Annotated in this window: 21 protein-coding genes; 16 read left to right on the top strand and 5 right to left on the bottom strand. The window is 34.4% G+C overall.

The annotated features are described in order from the left end of the window. Nucleotides 1–53: 53 nt before the first annotated feature. The 5 genes from jag to rpmH are packed head-to-tail and all read right to left on the bottom strand — an operon-like array spanning nt 54 to nt 2447. Entirely contained in the window at nt 54–998 is a 945-nt protein-coding gene (gene jag, locus ACU68Y_RS02320; protein WP_446755430.1) for an RNA-binding cell elongation regulator Jag/EloR, read from the bottom strand. After that, on the bottom strand, nt 995–1726 hold the full coding sequence (locus ACU68Y_RS02315; protein ID WP_002837585.1) for a YidC/Oxa1 family membrane protein insertase: 732 nt from the start codon (nt 1724–1726) through the stop codon (nt 995–997). The genes jag and ACU68Y_RS02315 overlap by 4 nt, the downstream gene beginning before the upstream one ends. A gap of 15 nt (nt 1727–1741) precedes the next feature. Continuing rightward, nucleotides 1742–1954, bottom strand: coding sequence for a membrane protein insertion efficiency factor YidD (gene yidD, locus ACU68Y_RS02310; RefSeq protein ID WP_002839864.1), 213 nt, complete (start codon nt 1952–1954; stop codon nt 1742–1744). Next, the gene (rnpA, locus tag ACU68Y_RS02305; RefSeq protein WP_002837620.1) at nt 1942–2283 is read right to left on the bottom strand and encodes a ribonuclease P protein component; all 342 of its coding nucleotides are present in this window, start codon (nt 2281–2283) and stop codon (nt 1942–1944) included. The genes yidD and rnpA overlap by 13 nt, the downstream gene beginning before the upstream one ends. Before the next feature lie 29 nt (nt 2284–2312). After that, nucleotides 2313–2447 carry a 50S ribosomal protein L34 gene (gene rpmH / locus ACU68Y_RS02300; RefSeq protein ID WP_002835948.1) on the bottom strand — a complete coding sequence of 45 codons (135 nt, stop codon included), beginning with the start codon at nt 2445–2447 and terminating at the stop codon, nt 2313–2315. A gap of 215 nt (nt 2448–2662) precedes the next feature. On the opposite strand from rpmH, the gene ACU68Y_RS02295 reads away from it, so the two are divergent. From ACU68Y_RS02295 to ACU68Y_RS02220, 16 genes are all read left to right on the top strand, one after another. Then, entirely contained in the window at nt 2663–2968 is a 306-nt protein-coding gene (locus ACU68Y_RS02295) for an ArsR/SmtB family transcription factor (RefSeq protein WP_002841018.1), read from the top strand. Continuing rightward, complete coding sequence (locus ACU68Y_RS02290; RefSeq protein WP_446755429.1) at nt 2961–3551, top strand: methyltransferase domain-containing protein; 591 nt, start codon at nt 2961–2963, stop codon at nt 3549–3551. Before ACU68Y_RS02295 ends, ACU68Y_RS02290 begins: the two co-directional genes overlap by 8 nt. A gap of 655 nt (nt 3552–4206) precedes the next feature. Beyond that, nucleotides 4207–5664 (top strand): chromosomal replication initiator protein DnaA, encoded by a 1458-nt coding sequence (dnaA, locus tag ACU68Y_RS02285; RefSeq protein WP_446755428.1) that lies wholly within the window; start codon nt 4207–4209, stop codon nt 5662–5664. Nucleotides 5665–5951: 287 nt separating this feature from the next. Continuing rightward, the gene (gene dnaN, locus ACU68Y_RS02280; protein ID WP_002837618.1) at nt 5952–7055 is read left to right on the top strand and encodes a DNA polymerase III subunit beta; all 1104 of its coding nucleotides are present in this window, start codon (nt 5952–5954) and stop codon (nt 7053–7055) included. Beyond that, the gene (yaaA, locus tag ACU68Y_RS02275) at nt 7048–7254 is read left to right on the top strand and encodes a S4 domain-containing protein YaaA (RefSeq protein ID WP_002837593.1); all 207 of its coding nucleotides are present in this window, start codon (nt 7048–7050) and stop codon (nt 7252–7254) included. Before dnaN ends, yaaA begins: the two co-directional genes overlap by 8 nt. Continuing rightward, nucleotides 7254–8321, top strand: coding sequence for a DNA replication/repair protein RecF (gene recF / locus ACU68Y_RS02270; RefSeq protein WP_002837587.1), 1068 nt, complete (start codon nt 7254–7256; stop codon nt 8319–8321). The genes yaaA and recF overlap by 1 nt, the downstream gene beginning before the upstream one ends. A gap of 1 nt (nt 8322) precedes the next feature. Next, a complete protein-coding gene (locus ACU68Y_RS02265) occupies nt 8323–8565 on the top strand; it encodes a DUF370 domain-containing protein (protein WP_002839878.1) in 243 nt (80 codons plus the stop codon). After that, on the top strand, nt 8565–10481 hold the full coding sequence (gene gyrB / locus ACU68Y_RS02260; protein ID WP_446755427.1) for a DNA topoisomerase (ATP-hydrolyzing) subunit B: 1917 nt from the start codon (nt 8565–8567) through the stop codon (nt 10479–10481). The genes ACU68Y_RS02265 and gyrB overlap by 1 nt, the downstream gene beginning before the upstream one ends. 9 nt (nt 10482–10490) lie before the next feature. Further along, nucleotides 10491–12911, top strand: coding sequence for a DNA gyrase subunit A (gene gyrA, locus ACU68Y_RS02255; RefSeq protein ID WP_446765320.1), 2421 nt, complete (start codon nt 10491–10493; stop codon nt 12909–12911). 10 nt (nt 12912–12921) lie between these two features. After that, complete coding sequence (locus tag ACU68Y_RS02250; protein WP_002837630.1) at nt 12922–13233, top strand: STAS domain-containing protein; 312 nt, start codon at nt 12922–12924, stop codon at nt 13231–13233. Beyond that, nucleotides 13233–13577, top strand: coding sequence for an ATP-binding protein (locus ACU68Y_RS02245; protein ID WP_446755425.1), 345 nt, complete (start codon nt 13233–13235; stop codon nt 13575–13577). The genes ACU68Y_RS02250 and ACU68Y_RS02245 overlap by 1 nt, the downstream gene beginning before the upstream one ends. Nucleotides 13578–13581: 4 nt before the next feature. After that, a complete protein-coding gene (locus ACU68Y_RS02240; RefSeq protein WP_316531645.1) occupies nt 13582–14358 on the top strand; it encodes a SigB/SigF/SigG family RNA polymerase sigma factor in 777 nt (258 codons plus the stop codon). Beyond that, the gene (locus ACU68Y_RS02235) at nt 14359–14970 is read left to right on the top strand and encodes an ABC transporter ATP-binding protein (RefSeq protein WP_311432972.1); all 612 of its coding nucleotides are present in this window, start codon (nt 14359–14361) and stop codon (nt 14968–14970) included. It begins immediately after the preceding gene. Between the two features lies 1 nt (nt 14971). Continuing rightward, a complete protein-coding gene (locus ACU68Y_RS02230; RefSeq protein ID WP_002840844.1) occupies nt 14972–15745 on the top strand; it encodes an ABC transporter permease in 774 nt (257 codons plus the stop codon). Nucleotides 15746–15757: 12 nt separating this feature from the next. Then, nucleotides 15758–17116 carry a class II fumarate hydratase gene (gene fumC, locus ACU68Y_RS02225; protein ID WP_446755424.1) on the top strand — a complete coding sequence of 453 codons (1359 nt, stop codon included), beginning with the start codon at nt 15758–15760 and terminating at the stop codon, nt 17114–17116. Between the two features lie 71 nt (nt 17117–17187). Continuing rightward, nucleotides 17188–17412 carry an LPXTG cell wall anchor domain-containing protein gene (locus ACU68Y_RS02220; RefSeq protein WP_230582894.1) on the top strand — a complete coding sequence of 75 codons (225 nt, stop codon included), beginning with the start codon at nt 17188–17190 and terminating at the stop codon, nt 17410–17412. Nucleotides 17413–17807: the final 395 nt, after the last annotated feature.

The raw sequence follows: 17807 nt of genomic DNA, 5'->3' as shown, positions 1-17807 counted from the left end.
ATTAAACATCTCACAAAAAAAGACCACATACCTAAGATATGTAGTCTTGTAATTTATTTTCTTTTAATAATAACTCTTCTATTAGGCTCATTGCCTTGAGAGAATGTATTCACGTTTTCGTCGTTTTGAAGATAAGTGTGAATGATTCTTCTTTCGTATGGATTCATAGGTTCAAGCTTGATATCTCTACCTGTTTGAATAGCCTTATCTGCTAATCTTCTGGCTAATTTTTGAAGAGATCTTTCTCTTTTTGATCTGTATTGGTTGCAATCCAAAATAACTCTTATATAAGTGTCTGCATTTCTATTAGTAACCAAGTTTACGATATATTGAAGAGAATCTAATGTTTCTCCCCTTTTTCCTATGATAATTCCGATATCAGATTCTTGTGAACATAAAATATTGAACTTAATCATATTTCCTTCAGTTCTAGATTCGATATCGCAATCAATTCCCATATCTTCTATCATTTGTTTCAAGAAATTCTTGCTAGTGATGAAAAGTTCGTCGTTTCTATCGATAGTAACATCAGATTCTTCAGTAACATCAGATTCTTCAGATTCAGCTTCTTGTTCAGACTCTTGTTTAGATTCTTCAGAATCTTTAACATCTTCAGTTTCTTCAATTTCTACTGTTTCTTCTATTTCTACTGTTTCCACGATTTCATCATTATCATCTTCTGTAGATTCAGTTTCTTCAACTTCTTCTACAACTTTCTTGTCTTCTACAACTTTTCTATCTTCTTTTTGTTCTGTTTCAACTGAGTTAGAGTCAGAGTTTAGGATATTCTTCACGAAATCGTCCGTTCCCTTTTCTTTAACATCGTCTTTTAATGACACCCTAACGACAGCGTCCTTTGCTCCAAACAAGCCCAAAAAACCTTGTTTAGGTTCATCTATAACTTCGATGTTAACTTCGTTTCGATTAGCTTGAAGCTTATCCAAAGCTTTATTGACACATTCTTCAACAGTCTTCGCACTAATTACTGTGCTTCTCATCTAACTTCCTCCGCAACATCTTTTTTGTCTTTATTTTTAATTATTAACCTTATTAAAACTTCTATAACGTTTGAAAATCCCCAATAAAGGATCAAACCTGAAGCGTATTTGCTTGAAATGAAGAACATAAATATCGGCATGAAATAAATCATTGACTTGTTCATCATTTCCATTTGATCAGGTTCATTTGACTTCTTATCCTTACTCTTAGCAGGCATACTAATCTTTGCTACTAAAAATTGAGTGAAAGCATTTATTAAAGGCAATCCAAACAATACTGGATCTGGTTTAGTCAAATCAGGTATCCAGAAGAAATTACGAGCGATCTCATTAATCTTAGACACATTATCAAACATGTACTTGCCTGGTTCTCTCATTACTCTAAATAATGCCAAAACCAAAACCATTTGTAAGATAATTGGCAAACAACCACTTAAAGGATTGAAATTATATTTCTTATATAATTCTTGCATCTTTAATTGTTGAGTTTGTGGGTCGTTCTTGTACTTTCTTTGAATTTCCTTCATTTCCGGTTGCATCAAAGCATTTTGTTCTTGAGTTTTTTGCGTATGAATAGTTACCGGAAGAGTTATAAGCTTATAAATAAGTGTTAATAAAAGAATTGATATCGCAAAATACGATATGCTTTTAGGTTCACCCATCACATGTGAGATGTTTTCATATATGAACCTAAGAATAGTTCCAAATACATTTGCAATTATTTGCAATTCTACAACTCCTTTTTATTTTAGTGGGTCATATCCGCCTTTTGAAAATGGATTACATCGTAAAATTCGCCAAATAGTAAGCCCTAACGCCTTGAAAAACGGCTTTTTCTTGAAAGCTTCCAATGCATATTGAGAACAAGTCGGATAGTATTTGCACTTTCCCTGTCCCAAATACGGCGATATAGCTTTTTGGTAGAATTTGATTAAAAATATCATTACTTTTGACATTTTTTATTCGATGCCTTTCTACAAACGTGCAATAATGCAGATTCTAGCTGTTTGTAAGTTAAGTCTTCAGTGTTTTTCTTCGGGATAATAACCATATCCAAGCCCTTGTCAAACTCAGAGAAATTAAGCCTTACAATCTCTCTCAGTTTCCTCTTGATTCTGTTTCTTTCGACGGCATTGCCGTATTTTTTAGTAACAGAGAATCCGATTCGAGTTCCTTTTTTTGAATTGTACACTACCAAAGAGAAGTTTCTATTATAATAAGTCTTTCCCCTCTTGTAGACAACATTGTATTCCCTGTTATCTCTTAACCTTACACTCTTATCCATAATTAATTAAAGGCCACAATGAATGTGACCTAAGCTGATAATACTTTTCTACCTTTTCTTCTTCTAGCCTTTAAAACAGCTCTTCCACCTCTAGTAGCCATTCTATTTCTAAATCCGTGGTCTTTTTTTCTTTTTCTGTTATTTGGTTGATAAGTTCTTTTCATCAATCGCACCTCCTAGTATAAAATATAAGGACTTTTGCCTATAAAAACACTACTCCAATTATACTTATCAGTTTGGCTCTTGTCAAGCTTTTTTGTTGACAAATACCAATTATTTGAGAAAAAAATTTTAATTAACTCATATCAAAAATATTTGATGTATTATCCCAAAAATGATATAATTAATATATCAAAAATATTTGATATGAGGCGATAAAATGAATAGCAAACAAATAGCAGACACATTTAAAGCATTGAGCGATGAAAAAAGAATAGATATTTTACAATTGTTACAAGATGGAGAACAATGCGCATGTGTACTTTTAGAAAAATTGAACTTAACACAATCTGGATTGTCTTATCACATGAAAATACTCACCAATTCACAAATAATAGAATCCAGACAAGTTGGAAAATGGACGTATTATAAAATATCAGAAAAACAATGTAGTAACCTAATAACATTATTAAAAGACATCACAAGATTAAACGATAATAATAAAGAAAGGACAATAAATGAGTAAACAATTCACAGACGAAGAAATAAGACAACAAGTAACAAATTTCTACGACAACATAGCTTCAGGCAAGACAAGCACCAAGGTAAAATCAATTGACTTATACAAATCCTTAGGCTACGATCCCAATTTACTAAAAAAAATCCCAGAAGAAGTATCATCAGGGCTATCTTGTGGAAATCCTCTTGATAACCTTGTGCTAAAAGACACCGACACACTACTAGATTTGGGTTGTGGAATGGGATTAGATGTCTTCATGGCACGAATAACTTATCCAAACTCCAACACGATTTATGGAATGGATAGGCTAGAGTCCATGATACAAAAAGCTAGTAAAGTACGAGATAAAAAAGGATTCAAAAATATCGAATTTGTCCAAGGAGAACTTATCGACATGCCATTTGAAGATAACTCCATAGACAAGGTAATAAGTAACTGTGTCATAAATCTTGAGCCAAACAAACAAAAAGTTTATCAAGAAATACATCGAATTCTCAAACCTAACGGAATGTTCATCATCAGTGACATCACTCTAAAAAAACAACTAAACGATGATATCTTATCATTAGACAACATTTATGGATCCTGAGTTGGTGGAGCTCTTCTGGAAGAAGATGTAACAGAAATCATTAAACAATCAGGATTTACAAATTTCTTTGCGAAAAGTGAGGAAGTCACAGACCAATACGCAGAAAAATGGGGATATGGACTTAAAATAAAAGAATTCATTCAAGAAACAATGTTCATAGGAAATAAATAGATAACTAACACCAACATTTGAAAATAAAAATGTTGGTGTTTTTTAACTCAAAAACAAAAAACACAAAAATTTGTGGATAACTTTTATCCACAATTCATAAAAAATTTAAAATATTAAACTCATTTTGGGGATAAGTTTTTTAAACCACGAAACTATTTATCAAAAATTTCAATAAATTTGTAATAAAAGATATGATTTGCTATAATTAAAGTATCAAAAAGTATGAAAAGTACGCATTTATTAACAAATTGTGGATAAGTTGTGGATAATATGTGAATTCTTGTTTCAAAACTTAACGAATTTGCTGTATATTCTAATTTAATATCCACAATTATTTTTCTATAAAACATTGTGGATAAGTTGTGCAAATGTGAATAAATTATAAATTTTTTTTGTTTAATTTGAAAAATAGCTATTTATTTCATGTGGATAACTTATCATTTTGTGGATAAACTTGTTGATAACTAAAAAAACGAGGTGAAAAATGACCGACAAAGATGAACTCTGGTTAAAAATCTCTAACACATTTAAACAGGAAATGTCGGATTTGAACTTCAACACGTGGATTGCACCATTAAAACCTCTTTATTTAACAAATACTGAATTTATTTTGCTTTCTCCAAATAGATTTACCAAAAAAACAATCTATAACAAATACTACGAAGATATTCAAAAATACTTGGATTTCATCAGTAATGTCAAGAGAAAAGTAGTCATCATAGACCGTTACGAAATGGATAACTACAAAGACGAAAATATAATTCAAAACCAAAATATTGATGGTCAACGATCAATTCTAGTAAATGAAGATGAATCTGAGGAAAAATACAAGATTGAAGATCCTGTAGCAACCCAACCAGAACAAACACAAGAACAGGCAGAAGAACAAACAGATTTTAGCCCTTACGGCAAGAATTTAATCGCCAAATACAAATTCGATACATTTGTAAAAGGCAAAAACAACGAACTAGCATTAGCTGCAGCACTTGCAGTCGCACAAAACCCAGCCACAGCATACAATCCATTGTTTATCCATGGAAAAGCCGGATTGGGTAAGACTCACTTGATGCATGCCATTGCTCACGAAATACTTAAAAACAACCCAAAAGCGAGGGTTATTTACACTACGAGTGAATCATTTACGAACGAGCTTATCTCTTCAATTGGAGATAAATCTACGAAAAAGAATTCACAATTTAGACAAAAATACCGAAATATAGACGTGCTTCTAATTGACGATATTCAATTTATTGCTGGAAAACAAGGTACACAAGAGGAGTTTTTCCACACATTCAATGAATTGTACAACCACAACAAGCAAATCATCCTTTCCAGTGATAGACCTCCAAAAGAGATCAAAACATTGGAAGAGAGGTTGGTGTCTCGTTTTGAGTGGGGATTGATGGCAGACATTCAACCACCAGATTACGAAACGCGTGTGGCCATTGTAAACGAGTATTTGGATAGAAATAATACATCACTTCCACCTGAAATAATCGATTATATCGCTATGAATGTCAAAAGCAATATTCGTGAGTTGGAAGGGGCAGTAATGAATGTTGTAGGTCAGAAAACTCTGATAGGAGATGGCAACATTACATTGGATTTGGCGAAAAACGTATTAAAACAACTTATCGCCGAAACTCAATTGAGACCTGTAACTATAGATTTAATCATTGAGTGCGTGTGTGATAGATACAATGTCACTTTAGATGATCTTTTATCCAAGAAACGCTCCAAACAAATAGCATATCCAAGGCAAATAGCAATGTATGTGTCCAGAAAATTGTTGGATATTTCGTTGGTTAGTATTGCTTCAAGTTTTGGCAAGGATCACTCAACAGTTATGCATGGAATCAAGAAAATTGAGAGTGATATCAAGAAAAATTCAGAATTTGACGAAGAAATTGAAAATCTAATCAATTACATTCAAAATTCTTAATATATTAAACTTAAAAATTGTGGATAAGTGTATTTTAAATTTTTCTATCCACATTTTAATATTAATAACTATGTGGATAAGTTGTTGATAACTTTAAAGTGTTAAACTAAAATTGTGAAAAGTTGATAATGTTGATAACAGCACAGTTTGTGCCAATGATATACACACCTTTATCAATAGACAAAACACCACAAATTACAAACAAACTTGAGTTATCCACAATACAAACAGCCCTACTACTACTATTACTAACTATTATTATTATTTGTATAAACGAAAGGTAAAATATGAAATTAAAAATATCTCAAAAAGAATTACTAAAACATATCAACATTGCCCAAAAAGCGGTGTCATCTAGGACAACTATTCAGATATTAGAGGGAATTTTGTTCATTGCAGAAGAAAACTGTCTACGTCTTGTGGCGACTGATTTGGAACTTATCGTGGATACGAGAGCAAATTGTGAAATCTACGAAAAAGGACAAATTGTAATCAACTCGTCAATGATAGGTAATATAATAAGAAAACTTCCAGACGCCGATATATATATAGAAGTTGACGATAATAACATCAACATCAAATGTTTGTCTACGGAATTTAACATTCAAGGTCAAGATTCCAACGAATTTCCATCTCTTCCTTATATAGATAAGGATGTTAAATTGACTTTGGAACAATCTGAACTTAGAGATTCTATCAGAAAAACATCATTTGCTACGAGTATGGACCAAACAAGACCTGATTTGACTGGTGTTTTGTTCAATATTATGAATGATAGAATTGAGTTTGTGGCATTGGATGGTTACAGAGTTTCACTTGATTGTTTGAGTAATGTGAGTGAATTCGAAATGAAGGCCATTGTTCCTGCGAGAGCTTTGAATGAAGTCTACAAGATTTTGGAAGAAGGGGAAATCACTCTTAACATTATTACTGGAAATATTATTTTCAAATTGGAAAACACTGATGTTTATTCGAGACTAATTGATGGTCAATACATCGACTACAATCAAGTTATGAAACAAGATTTCTCGACTGTAGTTACTATAGAAAAGAGAGCTTTGCAAATGGCGTTGGAAAGAGCGTCTTTGATGGCAAAAGAAGACAAGGCAAACTTGGTTAAGCTTGATTTCTCGGGAAATGAATTGCACATTTCATCTAATACTGATATTGGTAAGGTCGATGAGTATGTGAAGTGCGAAATCGGTGGAGAGGATTTGAGGATAGCTTTTAATGCGAAGTATTTGTTGGATGGGTTGAAGGTAATAGATGATGACGATATTACTTTGAATATGAGTGGAAGTCTAAGACCGATGGTTTTCAAGCCACTTAACGATACGAATTACACTTATCTTGTCCTTCCAGTAAAACTTGCAGGAGGTAATAATGATTAGTGTCAAGATAGAATCTGAATTTATTAAATTGGAACAGTTTCTAAAATTCGCATCCATCGCACAAACTGGTGGCATGGCGAAAGAACTCATAAAAGAATCGTTGGTTAAGGTAAATGACGAGGTTGAAACAAGACGCGGCAAGAAGCTTTATCCAGGAGATGTTGTGGAATTTGAAGGAGAGAAGTACGTAGTCGAATAATGATCGTTCAAAAATTAAAATTATATAATTACAGGAATTTCTGTGAAATAGAATTGGATTTTTGTGATGGTCTAAATCTTATTGTAGGCAGAAATGCCTCGGGTAAGACTAATATTTTGGAAGCTATTAATGTAGCTTTGAAGGGAAAAAGTTTCAAAACCAATACCAATTCTCATTTGATTAAGTTCGGTGAAGATGAGGCACGTATTGTCATGGATGTCTACGATGATGGTTTTGAGGATAAGATAGATATTACTATTAAAAGTAACGAAAAGATACTTAATGTGAACGAAGCTTTTGTGAATACTATCAAAGAATACAACGAATATTTTGAGTGTATTGTGTTTAAGCCAGACGATTTGAAGATAATTAAAGAGTCGAAATCGTTGAGAAGAAAATTCTTGGATGAGTCCATAAGTGGTGTGGACAATTATTACAGGACTGTTTTGAAACAATACAATCAAGTGTTGGATGAGAGAAACAAGCTCATCAAAAACCACAGGTACAATTCGTATTTTAATGAGCAGTTGAAGGCGTTGAATATTCAATTATCAGATTTTGGTTCATACATTATGCACAAGAGAAAAAGTTATGTCGAAAGACTTCATCTTATCGCAAAAAATGTGTGCAAGAATTTGAGTGATGAGAATGACGATTTGTACATGGAAAATAAATTTTCGATTAGATATGTAGAGGATATGACTGATCAAAAAAACACTTATTACAAGAGTTTGAGAGATATTTTGGAAAAGGACTTGGAAAATAAGCAAACTAATTTAGGTATCCATCGTGATGATTTGGATGTTTTAATCAACGACAAACAGGCTAAGTTTTTTGCATCTCAGGCTCAGGTGAGAACTGCTATTTTATCGATGAAGCTTGCGCAATTGGATTTGAGTAGATTTTATAATGATAGAATGCCAATTATTTTATTAGATGATGTATTCAGTGAACTTGACGATTACAGAATCAACTACATCATCAGATATATCAAGGATTTCCAAGCTTTTCTGACTACATCAGAAAGAGCACCGGAAGGTTTGTACACGATAAAAATAGGTGAATGATATGTATTTGGATATTGGCAACAACACATTAATTGATGAAAAAGAGATTATAGCTGTGGTTAATGTTTCGGATAGATTCTTCACAGATTTCAAGAAGGATGATTTGGATTATACGAAAAACGTGGAATTTGTGAATGAGGATGAGAGCATTACTATAAGGTCTATAGTCATAACTAATAGAGGAGTTTACAAGTCAAATATCAGTGGCAATTATTTGATGAATAACTTTATGAAAGGAATATAATGAAGAAAAATAGAGAATATACTGCAGATCAGATTACAGTATTAGAAGGATTGGAACCGGTTCGTGTCAGACCAGGGATGTATATCGGTTCTACAGATGAAAAAGGTCTACACCATTTGGTTTACGAAGTAGTCGACAACTCGATTGACGAGGCGTTGGCTGGCGTGTGTGATTTGATTAAGGTTACTATTAAAAAAGACAATTCCATTATCGTAGAAGATGACGGTTCTGGTATTCCTGTTGAAACACACCCAAAAACAGGTAAATCAACTCTTGAAACTGTACTTACAGTGCTTCACGCAGGTGGTAAATTTTCAAACGATGCTTATCAATACTCAGGTGGTCTTCACGGAGTTGGGGTAAGTTGTGTAAATGCTTTGAGTACATACCTTATTGCCAGAGTAAAAAGAGACGGCAAGATGTATGAGCAAAGATTCGAAAAAGGAAAAACTGTAACAGGACTTACTGTTGTAAAGGAACATGTCAGAGGAACTGGAACTACGATTGAATTCATGCCGGACGATACGATTTTTGAAACTTTGAATTTCGATAGAAATGTCCTTGCAAAAAGATTCAGAGAAATGGCGTTTTTGAACAAGGGCGTGAAGATTGAATTTGCCGATGAAAGAGACGGCTACAAGGAATTGTTCCACTACGAAGGTGGTATCAAATCATTTGTAGAATACATCAACAAATCGAAAAAGCCTTTGGATCACGAGGTAATGTATATCGAAGGAGAAAAGGACACTACAAAAGTTGAAATAGCTATGCAATATACTGAAAGCTACAATGAAACGATAGTTTCCTTTACTAACAACATCAAAACAGTTGACGGCGGAACGCATGTTGTAGGATTCAAATCCGCACTTACGCGTGCCCTTAACGATTATGCAAGAAACAAAAATATATTAAAAGAAAAAGACGATAATTTGTCTGGAGATGATGTCAGAGAAGGTATCACTGCGGTTGTTTCAGTAAAACTTAACAATCCACAATTCGAAGGACAAACTAAAGGAAAATTGGGTAACTCAGAAGCTAGAACTGTTGTAGACAGCGTTGTTTATGAGCATTTGAGTTTTTATTTTGAAGAAAATCCAAAAATCGTAAGAACAATTATCCAAAAAGCATTGGCATCACAAAAAGCAAGACTTGCAGCCAGACGTGCGAGGGATTTGGTTCGTAAAAAATCAGTGCTTGACAATACGACACTTCCTGGAAAACTTGCCGACTGCCAAAGCTCTGACATCGAATACAACGAAATCTTCCTTGTCGAAGGGGATTCTGCCGGTGGTTCTGCAAAAGGTGGCAGGGACAACAAATTCCAAGCTATTTTGCCATTGAGAGGTAAAATCTTGAATGTAGAAAAAGCTCACCTTGAAAGAGTTCTAAATTCAGAAGAAATCAAAGCGATGATTACTGCATTTGGAACGGGAATCGGCAAGAACTTCGATATCAGTAAACTTCGTTACGGCAAAATCGTAATAATGACCGATGCCGACGTCGACGGAGCGCATATTAGAACTCTACTACTTACATTCTTGTACAGATTTATGAAGCCATTAGTGGAAAAAGGTCACGTATACATCGCACAACCACCACTTTACGGAATCATCAAAGGTGTTAAGGTAATGGAATATTGCTACACAGAACAAGAATTGGAAGAAGCGTTGGAAAAATACGGCGAAAGAAGTAACATCAAAGTTCAAAGATACAAAGGTCTTGGTGAAATGAATGCAGAACAATTGTGGGATACTACAATGAATCCTGAACACAGAATTCTTATCAAAGTTGAAATCGACGGTGAAGACGAGAACGAACTTGACAACACATTCGATGTTTTGATGGGAGACAATGTAGAACCAAGAAGAGAATTTATAGAACAAAACGCTGTTTATGCACAAAACATTGACGCTTAGGAGAATAATATGACAGAAAGAAAACTCAATATAAAACCAGCTGATTTGAAAAGAGAAATGGAAAGTGCATATTTGGATTATTCTATGAGTGTAATTGTATCTCGTGCGCTTCCGGATGTAAGAGACGGATTGAAACCTGTTCACAGACGTATAATTTACGGAATGCAACAACAAGGATTGTTCCCAGATAGAAAATACTCCAAGTCCGCAAGACTTGTAGGGGAAGTAATGGGTAAATATCACCCTCATGGTGACATTGCAATCTACGATGCAGTTGTAAGACTTGCACAAGATTTCAACATGAGATATCCACTTGTAGATGGCCAAGGTAACTTCGGTTCAATCGACGGTGACGGAGCTGCGGCACCTCGTTACACGGAGTTGCGTATGGACAAACTTGCACTTGAAATGTTGCGTGACATCAACAAAGACACTGTTGATTTCCAAGACAACTACGACGGTGAAGAACAAGAACCAGTTGTACTTCCATCCAGATTTCCAAATTTAATCGTAAATGGATCCAGTGGTATCGCTGTTGGTATGGCGACAAATATGGCTCCACACAATTTGGGAGAAACAATTGATGCATTAATAGCAACGATTGACAATCCAAATATAACAATTGAAGAATTGATGAAATACATCAAGGCTCCTGATTTTCCAACAGGTGGAAACATCATGGGACTTGAAGAAGTCAAGAATGCATACACTACAGGACGTGGAAAAGTTAGACTAAGAGCAGAAGCTAGAATCGAGGAATCAAAGGGCAGATTCAAAATCATCGTCACAGAAATTCCTTACCAAGTCAACAAATCCAATTTAATCAAAAAAATCGCAGACCTTGTAAAACAAAAGAAAATAGAAGGCATTAGCGATTTGAGAGATGAATCAGACAGAAAAGGTATGAGAATTGTCATCGAAACAAAAAGAGATGCCAATCCAAATATCGTGCTTAACAATTTGTACAAGTACACTCAAATGCAAACTACATTTGGGATAATCAACCTTGCTCTTGTAAATGGCGTTCCAAAAGTTTTGACATTCAAACAATTAATCGACCATTATCTTGTTCACCAAGAAATAGTCGTTAGAAGAAGAACGCAATTCGATTTGAACAAGGCGAAGGCGAGAATTCACATCGTTGAAGGATTGTTGAAAGCAATCGACAATATCGATGAAATTATCCACATTATCAGAACAAGTTATGATGATGCACTTGAAAAATTGATGGAAAGATTTGGCTTTTCAGAAATCCAAGCACAAGCAATCTTGGACATGAGACTTAAAAGATTACAAGGTTTGGAAAAAGAAAAACTACAAAATGAATTTGACGAATTGAGTGCTTTGATTGAAAAATTGACAGAAATTTTGAATAATAGACACATGTTGTTAGAAATAATCAAAGACGAATTATCAGAAATTAAAACAAAATACGCAGACGATAGAAGAACTAAAATTCTACGAGATGACGGAGATTTTGAAGACATGGAACTTTTGGAAGAAGAAGACATGTTCATCACTATCACTAACAAAGGCTACATCAAACGAATTTCAACTGATGCATATAAGGTTCAACACAGAGGTGGCCGTGGCGTGAATGCTATGGGAATGAAAGACGGAGATTTCATCAAAGATATGTTCGCAACCACAACTCACCAAGATTTGTTGTTCTTCACTAATAAAGGAAAAGTTTACTCACTAAAAGCTTACGAAGTACCAGAAGCAAGCCGTACAGCGAGAGGTTCCAACATCATCAATCTTATCCAAATAGATGCCGACGAAAATGTTACACAAGTTTTGGCATTGGATAAGGAAAAAGAAAACGACCAATTTATAATATTTATCACTAAAAAAGGTAAAGTGAAGAAGACTTCGTTGAGTTTGTACGAAAATATCAGAAAAACTGGTATCATAGCTATCAAATTCGACGAGGGTGACGAGCTTATCGATGTGAAACTTGTCGAAAAGAATGAAGAAGTAATTATCGTCACTAAAAAAGGAATGAGTTTGCAATTTAATGTGGATCAATTGAGAGATTTATCTAGAAATGCCATCGGAGTAAAGGCTATTACTCTTAACAAAGACGATGAGGTTATTTCATTTGATTTGGTAAAAGACAATGAATTCTTGGCAGTTATCAGTGAAAATGGTTACGGTAAGAAGACTGAATTGTCCAACTACACTACTCAAAATAGAGGTGGAAAAGGTATCAGAACTTACAAGATTGCCAAGAAAACAGGAGATGTAGCGTGTGCTAAGGCATTGAAAAACGAAGATGAGATTCTTTTGATTAGCAAACAAGCTGAGGTTATCAGAATAAAAGCAGAAGGAATATCCACACTTTCAAGAAACACATCTGGTGTATTGTTGAAAAATACAGATAAGGGCGAAGATGCAATAGTAGCTGTAGCTAAATATTTTGAAGAATAAGGAGAAAATTATGCAATTAAATTACGATATAGTCACAAAAGATGAGATAATTGTGCGTGTTCAAGGTGATTTGGACATCAATACTTGTGACGAATTCAGAGATGATTTATTGGAAGAATACAACAAAAATCCGAAAGACATCAGAATAGAAGCGACAGATCTTTCATTTATAGATTCAACTGGACTTGGTGCGTTGATTAAAGTGTATAACGAAATCAAAGATAACAACCACAAAATCTACATTGATAACATCAAAAAACACGTCAACAAAGTGTTCACTATAACTGAAATGGACAAGATTTTCGTAATAAAGGAGATATAATGGAAGAATTCAGATTAAGTTTTCAAAATGAAAAAGAAAATGTATCTCTTATAAGACTTTCAGCATCTTTCGTTGCGATGAAATGTGGGTTTTCACTAGATGATATCGAAGATATCAAATTGTGTGCTAGTGAGTGCTTGAATTTGCAGAGAAATAGATCCGAAATCATCGACTGCACGATGATTATTGACAATGAATCTCTTAGTTTAATTTTCAAATTAGACGGATCCAATCCTCGTGAACACAACGAAAAGGATAAAATATCAGAAATGATTATCCAATCATTAATGGATGAATACGAAATCAATGGAAGTGAGATAAAAGTTATCAAGAATAGGAAATAATATTATGGCGAATAAATCAATTAGTAAAGAAGAACAGGAAAATATTAAAGAATTATTCTTGAAATTCCAAGAAACACGAGACAAGAAAACAAGGGATACTCTCGTGGAAAAAAACCTGTATATCGCTGAAATATTAGCAAAAAAATACACAGGAAGGGGAATCGAATACGATGATTTGTACCAAGTCGCATGTATCGGACTGATTTATGCGATTGACCGCTACGATCCATTAAAAGGCTACGAGTTCTCCTCTTATGCAACTCCTACAATAGTCGGAGAAATCAAAAAATATTTCAGAGACAAAGGCTGGGTCATCAGAGTTCCACGCAGAATTCAAGAACTCAACAAAAAAGTTGCGACAGCTAAGGTTCATTTGTCACAAACAATGCAAAAATCTCCAACAGTTGAAGACATCGCAGATTATCTGTCGATATCAAACGAAGAAGTGTTGGAAGTGTTGGAAGGAGCGAAGGTTTACGCCCCACAATCATTGGATCAATCGATCGATCAATCAAATGAAGACAGGGAAACTAATCTTAGCGATTTGATTGGAGAAGAAGACAAGGACATGCTGAAGTTCGAAAACAGAGATTTAATCAATAGATGCATGCAAGATTTGAACAAAGTTGAAAGGAAAATTCTTCTGGGAAGATATTTTGACAAGAAAACACAAATCGTAATCGCAGAGGAATTGGATATTTCGCAAATGACTGTCAGCAGAATGGAGAAGAAAATTCTGAAAAAATTCAAGGCTGCACTCAAGGAGCAACTAGAATTTTAAATGGAAATATTGAGATTTGAAAATGTTAAATTCATCAAGGAATACGATGATTTTACTATAAATAAAAACGAAATAGTTTTTGTTGTGGGAAAGAGTGGAAGCGGCAAGTCCACTCTTCTCAAACTTATCAATAACACTTTACAGATGAAATCGGGAAGCATTTTCTACAAAGATACGAATATTTTGAACATCAAGCCTGTTGAATTGAGAAGAAACATCATGATGACTTCCCAAGAAAATTTCTTGTTCGACATGACAATAAAAGAAAATTTCCATGAGTTTTATAAACTGCGAGATTTGGAAAACTTAACAGACGATGAGATTGTGAAATTTCTTAAAATCGCAGATTTCGATGTCGATGTAAACCTCGATGTTGAGAAACTTTCCGGCGGAGAAAAGCAAAGGGTGTTCTTGGCAATTGCCCTTAGCATGAGACCTGCGGTTTTGTTATTGGATGAGCCGACAAGCGCATTGGATAGCAATACTGCTTTTAATATGATGAAAAATATCGTGGATTATTGTAAACACAATGATATTACTCTTGTAGTTGTGAGTCACGCGAGAAATTTGGTGGATGAATTTGCAGACAAAACAATAGATTTAGGAGATTGAAATGGGAATAATTAAAATACCATGGACGAGGTTTGTGTTAATTTATCTGCTTTTGTTGTTTGTGTTATTCGTAATGAAAAAATGCCGCATCAACAAAGCAAAGACACTGATAATAGCGAGTTTTCGAATGACTGTGCAACTTATTATCGTAGGTTTCATCCTAACTTATGTTATAAATGCGAACAACAATTTATTTGTAATAATTTACATATTGATAATGGCGACATTCAGCACTTTAAAAGTGTTCAAAGGAAATAATTTATCGGACAAATTCAAGGTGATTATAGGACTTAGTATATTATTTTCGGGATTACTCGTGGAGTGTTTCTACGTTGGATTTGTCATCAGAAAACCGATTTTCGATGCACAATACGCGATTCCAATTTCTGGAATGCTTTTCGGAAATACGATGACGGCTGTGAATTTGGGAGTCAATTACTTAAACGAAAATTTGAAACTGAACAAAAACAAAATCACAACGCTGATTAATTTGGGAGTAAAAGCAGATACAGCTTTAATTCCAATCGTAAATCAATCGGTAGAAATGGCGATACTACCGAATTTGAACAGCATGATTGCGATGGGAATTATAAGTCTTCCTGGAATGATGACAGGACAAATCCTATCCGGAGTTAGCCCGAACACTGCGATAATTTATCAGATTTCTGTGATGATAGCCATCTGTGCGAGCGTTAACATTGCAAGTTTCTTGTCGCTTTATCTAGGATACAAAAGTTTGATTAATAATAGAGAACAAATAAATTTTGAATTGTAATTGGAGGAAAAAATGAGAATTGAAAGGGATTCTATCGGAGAAATCGAAGTAAATGACGATGTGTTGTGGGGAGCGCAAACTCAAAGAAGTTTCAACAATTTTAAAATTGGAACAGAAAAAATGCCACTTGAAGTCATCAAAGCACTTACAAGATTAAAAAAAGCCTGTGCGATTTCAAACAACAAATTGGAAAAATTATCAGACGAAAAGAAGGATTTGATTGTGGGTGCGTGTGATGAAATCTTGGATCACCAACACGACAATGAATTTCCACTTGCTGTGTGGCAAACTGGATCTGGAACGCAATCCAACATGAATGTGAACGAAGTCATCGCTCATATCGCAAACAAAAAGTATGGAGAAAACATCATTCATCCGAACGATGATGTAAACAAATCCCAAAGTTCCAACGATACATTTCCATCTGCAATCCACATTGCATTAAAACACATGATTGATTCAGAACTAATCGAAGAACTTGAAAACACTGAAAAAGTCTTGGAAAAATTGATGGAAGAAAACAAAGACATAATAAAAATCGGACGTACACATTTGCAAGATGCAGTACCACTAAGATTGTCACAAGAAATATCTGGATGGCTTTTCATGATTAGAAAAGGAAAACAACACATCATTGAAGCAAGCAAAGCATTGAATGAACTTGCAATTGGAGCTACAGCTGTGGGAACTGGACTCAACGCAGTTAAAGGATTCGACCAAATGGTAGTAGATGAAATCAACAAACAAACAAACGGAGAATTCGTCACTGCAGAAAACAAATTCCATGCACTAACATCAAAAGATGCAATAAGCTTTACTCATGGAGCAATCACAGCCCTTGCCAATAATTTGATGAAAATTGCAAATGATGTTAGATTTTTGGCGAGTGGTCCTAGATGTGGAATCGGAGAATTGTCAATTCCAGCAAACGAACCAGGATCATCAATCATGCCTGGCAAAGTAAATCCAACACAAGCAGAAGCATTGACAATGGTTTGTGTGCAAATAATGGGCAACAACACGACAATTCAAGTCGCAGCAAGCCAAGGAAACTACGAACTCAACGTCTACATGCCTGTGATTATTTACAACGCATTGCAATCTGTAAGGCTTATCAAAGACGCTACGAAATCTTTTACAGACAATTGTCTTCGAGGACTCAAAGCAAACAGAGAAGTCATCGATTATTATTTGAAAAATTCGTTGATGCTAGTCACAGCTCTTAACACGAAAATTGGCTACGACAAAGCAAGTACCATTGCAAAATACGCGAACAAAAACAACACAACATTAAAACAAGCAGCGCTAGATTTGGAAATTCTAACAGAAGAAGAATTTGACGAATACGTCGACCCAACTAAAATGTGTTAGAAAAAAATATTTTATATTGAAAAATATTAGTACAAAATATATAATAGTTGTGAGGGTAATGGGGGGAGAATATGAAAAAGAAATTAACGATATATGTGCTAGCAGTGATGATGTTTCTGATGCACATTGGATACAACATAAGCTACGGTCAAACAGAAAATAACATAATGTTGGCTAGTACACAAATATTGCCACAAGCGGGAATAGACAACGAGCATATTTTAATAAGCATCGCTTGTTTAATCGTGATTACTGGTGCATTTTTTGTGTTTTTTAAGAAAAGAGAAAAGAAGTAGGTAATTGCTGACATAGGTAAGTAATTGATTTGCTGACATAGGTAAAATACACGCAGTTAAGCATATTACACATATGCTTAGCTGCTTTTTTTTATCTACAAATGTAGTTTCAGTTTGTAAAGCAAAAAAATCATCAAGCACGATTGCATTGCTAACATAGGTAAGTTTTACGCAGTTAAGCATATTGCACGAATATCTAGACTACGAAAATTTGTTATTTCTAAATCTCGAAACCCTAAAATTTGAAGCTCACTACGTTCGGCGGTCAAATTTTAGCCGGGTTTCTTCGATTTGAAACAACTTGAATTTTCTCCGTATGATATTCTTAGCAATAAGGCTTAACTGCTTTTTTCGCTGCTTATTAAAATACTTTATAGGGAAAAGAAAAGATGTGT

It is taken from the genome of Finegoldia sp. P1-F-LS, assembly GCF_052932205.1.
This window is presented reverse-complemented; position numbering and strand designations above follow the sequence as displayed.

Excerpts from the sequence above, each read along its gene's own strand:
- recF (WP_002837587.1), top strand. The coding sequence starts at position 7,254 with ATGATCGTTCAAAAATTAAAATTATATAATTACAGGAATTTCTGTGAA.
- fumC (WP_446755424.1), top strand. The coding sequence starts at position 15,758 with ATGAGAATTGAAAGGGATTCTATCGGAGAAATCGAAGTAAATGACGAT.
- ACU68Y_RS02265 (WP_002839878.1), top strand. The coding sequence starts at position 8,323 with ATGTATTTGGATATTGGCAACAACACATTAATTGATGAAAAAGAGATT.
- ACU68Y_RS02245 (WP_446755425.1), top strand. The coding sequence starts at position 13,233 with ATGGAAGAATTCAGATTAAGTTTTCAAAATGAAAAAGAAAATGTATCT.
- dnaA (WP_446755428.1), top strand. The coding sequence starts at position 4,207 with ATGACCGACAAAGATGAACTCTGGTTAAAAATCTCTAACACATTTAAA.
- ACU68Y_RS02240 (WP_316531645.1), top strand. The coding sequence starts at position 13,582 with ATGGCGAATAAATCAATTAGTAAAGAAGAACAGGAAAATATTAAAGAA.
- ACU68Y_RS02235 (WP_311432972.1), top strand. The coding sequence starts at position 14,359 with ATGGAAATATTGAGATTTGAAAATGTTAAATTCATCAAGGAATACGAT.
- yaaA (WP_002837593.1), top strand. The coding sequence starts at position 7,048 with ATGATTAGTGTCAAGATAGAATCTGAATTTATTAAATTGGAACAGTTT.
- gyrA (WP_446765320.1), top strand. The coding sequence starts at position 10,491 with ATGACAGAAAGAAAACTCAATATAAAACCAGCTGATTTGAAAAGAGAA.
- rpmH (WP_002835948.1), bottom strand. The coding sequence starts at position 2,447 with ATGAAAAGAACTTATCAACCAAATAACAGAAAAAGAAAAAAAGACCAC.
- yidD (WP_002839864.1), bottom strand. The coding sequence starts at position 1,954 with ATGTCAAAAGTAATGATATTTTTAATCAAATTCTACCAAAAAGCTATA.
- ACU68Y_RS02290 (WP_446755429.1), top strand. The coding sequence starts at position 2,961 with ATGAGTAAACAATTCACAGACGAAGAAATAAGACAACAAGTAACAAAT.
- ACU68Y_RS02250 (WP_002837630.1), top strand. The coding sequence starts at position 12,922 with ATGCAATTAAATTACGATATAGTCACAAAAGATGAGATAATTGTGCGT.
- ACU68Y_RS02220 (WP_230582894.1), top strand. The coding sequence starts at position 17,188 with ATGAAAAAGAAATTAACGATATATGTGCTAGCAGTGATGATGTTTCTG.
- dnaN (WP_002837618.1), top strand. The coding sequence starts at position 5,952 with ATGAAATTAAAAATATCTCAAAAAGAATTACTAAAACATATCAACATT.
- ACU68Y_RS02230 (WP_002840844.1), top strand. The coding sequence starts at position 14,972 with ATGGGAATAATTAAAATACCATGGACGAGGTTTGTGTTAATTTATCTG.
- gyrB (WP_446755427.1), top strand. The coding sequence starts at position 8,565 with ATGAAGAAAAATAGAGAATATACTGCAGATCAGATTACAGTATTAGAA.
- ACU68Y_RS02295 (WP_002841018.1), top strand. The coding sequence starts at position 2,663 with ATGAATAGCAAACAAATAGCAGACACATTTAAAGCATTGAGCGATGAA.
- jag (WP_446755430.1), bottom strand. The coding sequence starts at position 998 with ATGAGAAGCACAGTAATTAGTGCGAAGACTGTTGAAGAATGTGTCAAT.
- rnpA (WP_002837620.1), bottom strand. The coding sequence starts at position 2,283 with ATGGATAAGAGTGTAAGGTTAAGAGATAACAGGGAATACAATGTTGTC.